Source organism: Shewanella pealeana ATCC 700345 (assembly GCF_000018285.1).
Taxonomy (GTDB): Bacteria; Pseudomonadota; Gammaproteobacteria; order Enterobacterales; family Shewanellaceae; genus Shewanella; species Shewanella pealeana.
Map to the genome: position 1 here is coordinate 4,583,607 of NC_009901.1, position 11,079 is coordinate 4,594,685.

Genomic DNA, 11,079 nt, shown 5'->3' on the forward strand with positions numbered 1-11,079 from the left:
TTAATTATGTCCCTTAAAGTCTGTAATCGCCTGAAACATTGTCAGTTTTCGGCCGTCGGCTAACGACACACTGTCTATACCAATATGCACAATTTTGACACCTTTTACACTTTCACCTAATGTGAAAATTTGATTATTTATCACAGCGTAAGCTGAGTTATCTTTCTTCACGATACTGTTCAGCACTAAGCTCTTATTTGTTGTCGTTTTCACCGAGGCTGATTTTCCTGATGAATAACCTGGCTTAGTCGGATCCCGCAGCGTAGCAGCATTAAGGTTTAAACCTAAAGTACTGCACAGGAACGCAATCAATAGCGCACTACTCTTTTTCGGCAACACTGATAAAGTCCTTATTAATACTCAAAGTATAAAGTTCTAATGAAACAGAGGCCTTAGGATAGGTATCGACTTGATAGTCCATGCTGCGCCAATACAGTTTGTTAGGCATATTCTCAACCGCTTCAATAAACCTCAGTACCGCAAAGTAATCCCCAACAAATTCGAGACGAATACCGTGGCTGTATAAGTTAACCTTCTTATCGTCACCCACCTCTAATAACGGAGTGGGGGCTATTGAAGTAAAGGATTTCAGCTTAATGCCTTTAATCTTTGAAAGCAGTCCCGCTAACAGCGTCGGCATATGATCGGCTGGGACCATATCGACCATCTGAAAAGCCAGTTGTTCATCGATAGCTTTATTCTGCTGGTTAATATTGTTTAAACGCTGACGGTAATCATCATCAGGATCTTTTCGAAAGCTTTCTTCATACAGCTGTATTTGCTGTTCAGAGATCCTGTTTTCACTTTCAATCGCTCGGATTTGCTCACTGAGTTTACCGTGCTGCTTTAAAACCGACTCGAGCGGTAGATAAAACAATAAGCCAGCAACAATCAGCGCAGCAACTGCCACTAAGACTCTCTCACGCTGACTTAAGCCGTCAAATTTCTCAGCGACTAAATTCCATTGTTGTTTCATTTAATCAACTCCTTACCCGTAGGAGTCGCATCGCTTGTCAGCTTAAAAGCAAGCGGCTGGTTTTCACCTAAATTCATCGTCATAGTTGCAAAAGCGTGACCTTTAAGCGTCGTTGTCGTTTTTAAGCGTTCAATCCATAATGGCACGCTCTCAGGGCTAGAGGTAAAACCCTCAAAAATATAGCTTTTCTCATTAACCTGAATACGTTCGAGCCAAATACTCGAGTCCGCTACGCTGGCAAGATCTGTCATTAATGGTGAATAGCCATAACTTGTTAATACCTCTTGCTGGCTAAGCTTACCAAACAGCTTCTGTTTCAATTCCAACTGCTGCGCTTTTAGGTTCACTTCGGCGACCAAAGCTTCACTCGGCCCCCGCTTCGCTAGCGCGGCTTCCAGATCCTTTTTCTCTGCATCGAGGGCTTGTTTGGTTTGCACTAGCTGCGCCTTGTCAGACTCAAGGCTAGTATTCAATCCAAAGACTAGTGCGCTCGCGCATAACAGACCCACTACAATCACCAGCGTAGCTTGATTTAATCTTAAGAAAGATAAGCGTAACTCTGGTGGGAATAATGTATCAGAATAGAGATTTACCCTTAATTTCATTGCGATTGACCTCGCATAGTTTCAGCTAAGGCCAGCTCAGCAAATGTTGCGTCAACGGAAGCACCTTTATGGGGAGTGACGGCTTGATTAAAATTGGCGCTAATTAGGTTCGCAAGCTGCTCACATTCACCATCGATGACAAGCTCAATTGATGAAACAGGAGCCTCACGAAGCTGACTCTCAAAGTAATCCATAGAACGCTGGAGCTCTAAACTTAAATTATCGGCGACGCCATAGGCTAAGTCTTCCGAGGAGATTTTATCAAGCTGTTGAAAGCCTCGAACTCGACGCTGCATAAAAACTTCACCGGCTCGAACAACCGTCAGCAGTAACTCTTGTCCTTCACGATGGCTTAATACCAGTCGGGCTTGATTGTCATTGAACAGGTTGCTCATCGCCATCTCTTCAATTGACACTCCCACAGTTTGAAAACCTGCGCTTTTAGCGGCCAACAACAAAGCGGTTAATAACGACTTTTCAGTGACAACCACATTCACTTTATTGCTGGTCTGTTTTGATGATTCGAAGTAATCCAAATGAATATTTGTAACAGGCTGAGTCACAATATCTTTCACAGACCAAAGCAACGCGGCGTTAAGCTCTTCGGCTTGTACATTTGGCTTATCGACCAGTAAAAGTTGATAGAAATCGGAGGCTAATACAATTTGAATTTTTGCTAAACCAAACTCTTTAGCCACTTGTGAGAATGCACTATCCCAGTCGTGATGCTTAAATGAGAATGCCATAGCTTTAGCGCCAATTTCAGCTACAGGCCCTTGAAAGACAGATATTCTTTCTGCGCATATATAAATGCCCAACTCGAGTGTCGGTACGGATTTGCGCCAAAACTGAATATTATCCAACAGGCTTTGTTTCATTTATCTATGCCTTAAAAAATTATCTAAAATCTTATCTAGATGAGCTCGTAAGATTGTTCTGACCACTTAAATTTATATATTTAATATTGTGAAGTCTTAATCTATACCCAAGCTACCTCAAGATGCTCGTTTCAGAGCTCCCGTAGGGCACGGCGAGAAGCAACATTTTTCTGTGTTATGAAATATTGAATTAGAATAACTAGTCCTACAATTTCATGCCTTGAACTCTGTCACTTCTCAAGATGCTGAATCCTGTATCTTGAAGTTGTTTGGGTATAAACAGCGCAAGGCACTTATTATGCCATTAGTGTAGCGAGTTATCCCTGATTATTATAGATAAAACCCCAATTTAGGAATGGTCCGCAACAATTGAATACAAATACAAAACAAACTATACCTCTTCGATCGGCTCACTAAAGAAACTTCCCTGGCCTGCACTCACCCCTAAAATCTGCAGGGTTTGCCACTCCTCGAATACCTCCACCCCTTCTGCACACACCTGTACTCCGGTCCGGAACAAACCTCCAATCAGGCTTCGAACAAACAGTTGGTTCTCGGCGCGCAGATGGATTTGATTAACGATAGAACGATGCAGCTTAATAATAGAGATTGGATAATGGTGAATATACTCTGTACTAACCACCTGTTGACCCACACGATCGACACTAATACTTGCGCCCATTTTATTGAGCATATTCAAGGGCTCTACCAGCTGTGCCTGATGATTCACTAAAATGTCTTCATTCACCTCAAAGATAAGCCTAGGAGCTAGATGGCGATACTCGAGTAATGTGGTCTTCAACCAGCGGACAAAAGCACGACTGACTAAGGTATCTAAGCTCAAATTAATACTAAACTTGAGGCTGTTATCTTTATGTTTTGGCAACAAATCAAACATCACCATCTCTATGACCTGACGCTCAATTTGTGGGGTTAAACCGCACTTTATCGCCATAGGTAGAAACAGTGTAGCTCTAACAAGGTTTCCCTGCGTATCTCGTAATCGACAAGTAACCTCTTGATGGTGAGCATGGGAGTCACTGTCTACAACTGGCTGAGAAAATAGGAAAATTCGCTTGCTGACCAAGACGTTTTCGAGAAAACTGCGCCAACGCACGGACCCTTTCGACAAGTCCCCATCAACGGCACCTTTATCATACATAAACCAACTACTGCTACCTTGGAACTGCGCCGAGCGCAATGCGAGTTCAGCCTCTTCGACTAAAGCATCTTTATCGTCTCCGACCTTAAAGTACGCGCCGCCGATATGGAAACAATCATCAGGTAGCTGAACCAGCGTATTCATCTGATTCAAGACTAAACGTAATAGCTTGGCCACCAGCTGATCCGCTTCGTTCTGTGAGATCTGCGGTACAACCACCGCAAATTGATTGTATGAGCGCCGGGAGAAAATACTGTTAGCCTTATCCCCTAAGATTTGATTAATGGTGGCGATAAGCTGAGATAGCAGTTCATCAATCTCGTACTCACCAAGCTCATTGCTTAACAAATCCAAATCTTCCATCTCTAATAAATATAATACCCCTGGGGTCATCATCCCCGAGTGATTACTCAGGGCATCGAGTCGGTTTTTCAAAAACAATCGATTACCAATACCAGTACTGGCATCGAGAAAAGTATTTGAGCGAATAAACTGATCGAAGCGAGCCCGCTCTTTATGGGCGTCATCTAACTCTAACAACAGATGTGTTAGCGCTCGATTAATTAACCTAGGCTTACCATCACCTTTTTCGGCCAGCGCCTTATCATGCTTACCCGACAGGATCAGGCTGGAGCGTAGCGCCAGATCTTCAATACCTGTGAGGTGCACCGCAAACCAACGAAAACCAAAGCGAACAAACGCAAATACGGCCGCGCAGCCGATAATGATAATTAAGAGTTCATCCCAACTCACATCATCTTTACTAAATGGCTGAGGCAGAGTTAGCTGCATCACTAACTTTCCATCGGCAAGAGAACTCTGGTAGTGAACGCCTCCCTCATTTTGTGTCGATGGCTGATATTCAAAAATGGGTTGGCTGTTTTGAGATAATGAAAAAGAATTTGCTCGATAGGCGCGTAGCAAAGGCGGCAGCCATGCGTCAAGGGGGCCACTTGCTTGCTGAGTAAATTGTTGCTCTATCAGATTCTCGAGTTCGGTCACCTTTTGCTGTTGAAAGGTGTAAGTTAGCTGGATAAAGCTGACCATGGCTGTCAAAAAGCAGATAAATGCGACACCAGCGAGTGACATCAGCCAAAAGCTAGTCAATTTTTTAGTTAGAATTCGAGTCAATTTCATCTGTCCGCTTCCTGCTAGATCTTTTTATTGTGTCTGAATCAGCCTTCTCCAAACTGAAAAGGTGGAAAATGGTGATAAAGCCAACCTTAGCTAGTTATCCTTCAGTTATACAGTAATCGAAAAACGCTCGGCAACAAAAAAGGGCCACTAGGCCCTTATTTTATGATGTATGCCCAAGCCACCTGAAGATACAGAATTCAGTCGCTTGAGTATGGCACCAAGTGATTAAGACTCCATGTAGCCTTCTGGTAGCTCTTTAATTGTCGCTACACCCGATTCAATTGCTGCAATAGCAACGGCTTTAGCAACGTTTGGTAGAAGACGTGCATCGATTGGTTTAGGGATCACGTACTCAGGACCAAACTCTAGCGAGTCAACATTTGGGTAAGCTGCAAGCACAGACGCAGGAACAGGCTCTTTAGCTAATGCTGCAATAGCATGTACCGCTGCAATCTTCATCTCATCATTAATACTTGAAGCACGAACATCTAGCGCACCACGGAAAATGAATGGGAAGCAAAGTACATTGTTAACTTGGTTAGGATAATCACTACGACCCGTCCCCATGATCAAATCTTTACGCACGTCGTGTGCCAGTTCAGGCTTGATCTCAGGATCTGGGTTAGAACAAGCAAAAATAACTGGCTTATCGGCCATCAATGCCACATCTTCAGCGCCTAATACATCTGGGCCAGAAAGACCTAAGAATACGTCAGCACCTTTAATCACATCCTGCAGGGTGCGCTTATCTGTATTGTTGGCAAATAGCGCCTTGTACTCGTTGATGTCTTCACGACGAGTATGAATAACGCCTTTTCTATCTAGCATGTAAACGTTTTCGCGCTGAGCGCCACAGTTCACAATCATAGTCATACAGGCAATAGCTGCAGCGCCGGCGCCCATACATACAAACACAGCCTCTTCGATAGACTTGCCTTGAATTTCCAGTGCGTTAATCATACCGGCCGCAGTCACAATCGCAGTACCATGCTGATCATCGTGGAATACTGGTACGTTACAACGCTCAATCAGTGCTTTTTCAATCTCAAAACACTCTGGTGCCTTGATATCTTCAAGGTTAATACCACCAAACGTGTCGGCAATCGCCTCAACTACGTTGATGAACTCTTCAGACGTTCTGTGTTTAACTTCAATGTCTGTAGCATCGATATTCGCAAAGTGTTTGAAAAGTAGCGCTTTACCTTCCATAACAGGCTTAGAGGCCAACGGGCCTAAATTCCCTAAACCTAAGATTGCCGTACCATTTGAGATAACAGCAACAGTATTGCCTTTACCTGTATAGCGGTACGCATTGTCTGGATTAGCCGCAATTTCACGGACAGGTTCAGCTACGCCAGGGCTATATGCTAGCGCTAGGTCCATGCTGGTTTCTGCGGGCTTGGTTAGGCAAACTGCTGTTTTGCCTGGAACTGGGAATTCATGATAATCGAGGGCTTGTTGACGAAGATCTGCCATTTTTCTAATCCTGAGTGCGACTAATAATATCCTGAGCGAAAGGTCGACAACTAAAAGGTTAATCATGCTGCTCAATAAAGATACATTTAAAAGGTTCTTTAATTGAACAAAAAACAGTTAGTTGATTCCCGCTAAGATACTTGAATCTCAGGTCATTTCAAATAAGTTCTTCTCATTTTTTAACTTTATCGCTATATATTATTCCTAAGGGCTATTTTTCATGGTTATCTGGGATGGATGCGTCGCATTTAGCCGATATTTACCGTAAGAAAAATACAGCTTACCTCGAACAACAACGCTAGTTTCGAGCAGTTCTAGCGTCAAAATGTTACTAAACTTACCAATATCTTGCTGAGACATCATCACAACTAAGTTATTGTCGATTTTCAGCTCAAAATTTTGACCTTTTCTTTCATAACCAGTAACAACACCTCTGACCTCTAGCCATTTATTGGCATCAATACGTGAAAGCGTATCTGTTGACTTGGCTTGGTAATCTTTAAGGCTCCAAAGCCCTACTCGATCTTCGCGAGCTACTTGCTCAATTTGACTCAAACACTGCCAAAAATAATCATTCTGATAGACCCTTGCCTTGGCATAGCCATTAGCTAGCATCAACTCTTGCAGATGCTGTAATTCTTGCGTGTAAACATAGGCAAGTGTGCGGCCGAAAGGATCTAAACGTCGCTTATCGAAAGCAAGTAACAGGGTCTGACCGGGTTTAATGCGATCCGAGAGAAAGGCTTTAGCTGAAGTCGCGTAAGGCTGAGACAGTGCAGGAAATTCAAAATCGATTTCGGGCGAGTCGACACCGATAAGGCGGATCAATCGACCATCGGTTAAAGTGATAGTATCGCCATCGTTGATATAGTCTAAAGTAACAGTTTCATCAAACTGAGTCGGCACACATTGACTCGCTTGCACAGCGAGTGCTTGCAAAGATAACAATAGCAACGCCAGTATTCTAATTAGCCCCATGTTATGGCTGCCTTATCAATTACTGTGTCTAAAGTGACGACAATAGATTAAAAAGTAAAAGTAACACGAGCCCATAACCGATAGCTACTTAGTTAACTAATGGGCTTACTTCCTTGTGAAGCTCAATCCGTACGGCATATTTCAGATAGCAAAAAGGCGCCAGAAGGCGCCTTTTTTAAATTCATTGCAGAAGTAATTACTTCTTGCCAAGTGCACCAAAGCGCTTGTTGAACTTGTCGATACGTCCGCCAGTATCCATAACTTTCTGGGTACCAGTGTAGAATGGGTGACATGCACCACATACGTCTAGGTGTAAATCTTTACCTACAGTAGAGTTAATCTTGATAACGTTACCACAAGTACAAGTTGCAGTGATTTCTGCATAATCAGGATGAATGCCTGCTTTCATTGGAATTACCTCAGTAAAAGGCCATGTCGCTCTTCCAACCCGAAGTCGGACACCACATGCAGTTAATAAAATTATTTAGGCGGCGAATACTACAGCATATAGATGATAGATTCAAGCAATGCAATACGTGATCAATAAATAATCTCTCGCCGCGGCGCAAAGCCTACCCTTAAGGGGACCTCAAGTCTATACGCCGTTCTCAAAACTGTTCTCAAAATGCTATTTTATTGCATCGAACTGCTTCTCAGCTGCCTTAGCATCGGCATACTTTTCCAACGTGCTCATCGATGGGCACTCCAGTTTCCCATTTGCTTTTAAGCCATGAATGCTATGCTGATTAAATGCCTTAGGGTTCGCCTCAAACAGAGCCAACATAGCTCCATAAGGGCTAATCCCCCATCGCTGAGACTGTCGATTTGCGATACGCCATAGGCTCTCTTTGCCGTCGAAATCAACTTGGCAGTCATCTAAACGGCTAACAATAACGTCTGCACCACTGACCCTAATTCCACTATTTAGCGCCACCGACTTTGCTTCTGACTGGGTTCTATTTTCGCTAGGTAACGAATGACTCGCGCTATGGTGACTGTCTATTTCGAGTTCCGGCGTATTCGCATTAAATAGACTCAATACTTTAACTTGATGCCAGCGGTTTACTCGATACTCCTTCACAATCAACAGCGCATCTTTATCAACGACATCATCAATACCCGTCACCTCAACCATAAAGCTAGTCAAAGGCTTAGAGATCAGCCGCTCTTCACCGCTCGCCTGACGAATAGAAAACTGGACCTTTTTCAAGTTACTGTGAGATGACACAATATTGAGTTTTAGACTGGGATGCTCGCCGAACTCAAACTGACGCTCATTAATGCTAACGTGCGACACCTGTGCGTGGGCTGTTGACAGCAGCATCATGCTAGCTAACGCCCATATGACTCTCTTCATTTAAAGTGCTTCCTAATCAAATCGTTTATTAGTTATTTTTATAAATCGTAAATAGCACCACTTCGGCTATTAACATCGGTGCTTTTCGCCTCTAGATGCAAGAGAATGCCAACTTTTCTACGGGCATCGTCCCAACGCTCCTGCATTCCCCCTCCCGTCTTAAACAGAGATAAGTAAGCGCAATAACTAATAAAATAAATTGCCGCTAGCTCTGATTAAATAGGCTCGGTACACTTAAAGGCAGTATCCTTTCGAGCCTGTAACCCTATGCCTTTGTTTGTTGAGGTCGCACTTCCTGTTCCAATGCGACAAAACTTTAGCTATCAAGTGCCTGAACATATCACCATTTCGCCTCAAAAGGGCATGCGTGTACAAGTGCCATTTGGTCGCCAACAACTTATCGGCCTGATTACGGCGACTAGTGATAGCTGCTCGCTGACGCCTAAGCAGATCAAGCCTATTGTTGCCATTCTTGATACCGAGCCGCTGTTACCTGATTCACTTTATAAATTAACCGCTTGGGCTGCAAGGTATTACTTTTGTAGCCTTGGGCAAATGCTATCACAGGCCATTCCAGTAGCGCTGCGTAAAGGCGCCGAAGTCAAAGCGTCGACCGTCAGCTATTGGACGCTAACGGAGGCGGGTAAAGAGGCTGATATCAATCAGCTAAACCGAGCCCCCGCACAACGTAAGTTACTCCACTCTCTACGCGAACGAGATTTAGAACTTGGCGAGATCGCCAGCCTTGAACTCAGCAAGGCGGCGGTAAAATCCTTAGATGAAAAAGGTTGGATAGAGAAGAAAAGCCGAACGCTTGATATAGACTTAAGCTGGCGCAACGAACTGGAGATGACAGAGGAGCCACACAGGCTTAACCCTGAGCAAGCAATAGCCGTCGCCACCTTAACTCAACAGCAAGGCTACCACTGCACCCTGCTCGAAGGCGTCACAGGTTCCGGCAAGACCGAAGTCTATTTAGCCCTGCTCGAAACCGTGCTAAAGCAAGGTAAGCAAGCTTTAGTGCTGGTGCCTGAAATTGGTCTTACACCACAAACCATTAACCGTTTTAGACGCAGGTTTAATGTTAAGGTTGCGGTGATCCATTCAGGACTGACCGACAACCAAAGATTAGACGCTTGGCGTCAAGCCAAATCTGGCGAAGCAGCCATCATCATTGGCACCCGCTCGGCGCTGTTTACCCCGATGCTTTACCCTGGGGTAATTATTTTAGACGAAGAGCATGATTCGAGCTTTAAGCAACAAGAAGGCGTTGGCTATCATGCTAGAGACTTAGCCGTGATGCGTGGTCACCTCGAACAGATCCCGGTACTTTTAGGAACGGCAACGCCTTCACTAGAAACATTACAAAATGCGCTCAATGGGCGCTACCAACATTTACATTTAGGTAAGCGTGCTGGTGCGGCCGAAAAGGTGCGTCAGGGGATCGTCGATATTCGCAATCAGCCACTGCGCTCTGGCATGTCGCACGCGCTATTAAATGAAATGCGTATTCACCTCGATGCGGGCAACCAGGTTATTCTGTTTTTAAACCGCCGCGGCTTTGCCCCTGCGCTGATCTGTCATGAGTGTGGCCACCTACACGAGTGCGACCGCTGTGACGCCTTTTTTACCGTGCATCAGGCCCTTGGCGAAATTCGCTGTCATCACTGCAGCAATCAATATGCGATTCCTAAACAATGCCACAGTTGCGGCAGCACCATGCTGGCAGGCCAAGGTGTGGGCACCGAACAACTCGCATCATTTTTAGAAAAAGAGTTTCCTAATCATCCTGTGGTGCGTATCGACAGAGACACGACCCGTAATAAGGGCTCACTCGAAGGCCACCTTAACGCGATCCACAAAGGTGAGTACAAAATCTTAGTCGGCACTCAGATGCTCGCCAAGGGGCATCACTTTCCTGATGTAACCTTAGTGGGCTTGCTCGATGTAGATGGTGCCCTGTTTAGCGCCGACTTTAGAGCACCTGAGCGCTTCGGTCAGCTCTACACTCAGGTATCTGGCCGTGCTGGCCGCGCGACTAAACCCGGCACAGTGCTACTACAGACTCATCAAAGCGATAACGCCATGCTGCGTGAACTGATGCATAAAGGTTATGGCGAATTTGCCCGCAACCAGCTGTTCGAGCGCACTCAAGCTCTGCTACCACCGGCATGGCACATGATTCTAATTCGCGCCGAAGCCCATCACGCTATCGACGCCGATAACTTACTAAACCAGATTGGAGCCTTACTGCCTCAAGATGAAGAATGCGAAGTGATTGGCCCCATGCCAGCGCCACTCGATAGGAAAGCGGGTAAATATCGTCGCCAATTATTATTTCAGACAAAAAACCGTAATAGACTGCAGCTAGAATTCGAGCGTGCACTGCCACAAATCGAACAATTACCGCTGGCTAAAAAATGTCGTTGGAGCATAGATAGAGACCCGCAAGATCTGCTTTAAATCGACTTTATCTATATCAATGCAGAAAAAGTTCGCTAGAGGATAGT

The 11,079-nt window shown here is 44.7% G+C and carries 10 protein-coding genes; 1 reads left to right on the forward strand and 9 read right to left on the reverse strand.

Going from position 1 to position 11,079, the window contains the following annotated elements:
* The 9 genes from SPEA_RS19795 to SPEA_RS19835 form a co-directional block, all read right to left on the reverse strand.
* Window positions 1-339 carry a hypothetical protein gene (locus SPEA_RS19795; RefSeq protein WP_012156962.1) on the reverse strand — a complete coding sequence of 113 codons (339 nt, stop codon included), beginning with the start codon at window positions 337-339 and terminating at the stop codon, window positions 1-3.
* Complete coding sequence (locus SPEA_RS19800; RefSeq protein WP_012156963.1) at window positions 320-976, reverse strand: hypothetical protein; 657 nt, start codon at window positions 974-976, stop codon at window positions 320-322. The genes SPEA_RS19795 and SPEA_RS19800 overlap by 20 nt, the downstream gene beginning before the upstream one ends.
* Complete coding sequence (locus SPEA_RS19805) at window positions 973-1,581, reverse strand: PilN domain-containing protein (RefSeq protein ID WP_012156964.1); 609 nt, start codon at window positions 1,579-1,581, stop codon at window positions 973-975. The genes SPEA_RS19800 and SPEA_RS19805 overlap by 4 nt, the downstream gene beginning before the upstream one ends.
* The gene (locus SPEA_RS19810; RefSeq protein ID WP_012156965.1) at window positions 1,578-2,459 is read right to left on the reverse strand and encodes a hypothetical protein; all 882 of its coding nucleotides are present in this window, start codon (window positions 2,457-2,459) and stop codon (window positions 1,578-1,580) included. The genes SPEA_RS19805 and SPEA_RS19810 overlap by 4 nt, the downstream gene beginning before the upstream one ends.
* A gap of 391 nt (window positions 2,460-2,850) precedes the next feature.
* Window positions 2,851-4,758, reverse strand: a complete 1,908-nt coding sequence (gene csrD / locus SPEA_RS19815; RefSeq protein WP_012156966.1) for an RNase E specificity factor CsrD — start codon at window positions 4,756-4,758, stop codon at window positions 2,851-2,853.
* Window positions 4,759-4,983: 225 nt separating this feature from the next.
* Window positions 4,984-6,234 (reverse strand): malic enzyme-like NAD(P)-binding protein, encoded by a 1,251-nt coding sequence (locus tag SPEA_RS19820; RefSeq protein WP_012156967.1) that lies wholly within the window; start codon window positions 6,232-6,234, stop codon window positions 4,984-4,986.
* A gap of 204 nt (window positions 6,235-6,438) precedes the next feature.
* Window positions 6,439-7,212, reverse strand: coding sequence for a thermonuclease family protein (locus SPEA_RS19825; protein WP_012156968.1), 774 nt, complete (start codon window positions 7,210-7,212; stop codon window positions 6,439-6,441).
* Window positions 7,213-7,408: 196 nt separating this feature from the next.
* Window positions 7,409-7,621, reverse strand: a complete 213-nt coding sequence (gene rpmE, locus SPEA_RS19830) for a 50S ribosomal protein L31 (RefSeq protein WP_012156969.1) — start codon at window positions 7,619-7,621, stop codon at window positions 7,409-7,411.
* A 219-nt stretch (window positions 7,622-7,840) separates the two neighbouring features.
* Window positions 7,841-8,569 (reverse strand): FimV/HubP family polar landmark protein, encoded by a 729-nt coding sequence (locus SPEA_RS19835; RefSeq protein WP_012156970.1) that lies wholly within the window; start codon window positions 8,567-8,569, stop codon window positions 7,841-7,843.
* Between the two features lie 267 nt (window positions 8,570-8,836).
* Between SPEA_RS19835 and priA the strand changes: the two genes are divergently transcribed.
* The gene (gene priA / locus SPEA_RS19840) at window positions 8,837-11,032 is read left to right on the forward strand and encodes a primosomal protein N' (RefSeq protein WP_012156971.1); all 2,196 of its coding nucleotides are present in this window, start codon (window positions 8,837-8,839) and stop codon (window positions 11,030-11,032) included.
* Window positions 11,033-11,079 lie beyond the last annotated feature (47 nt).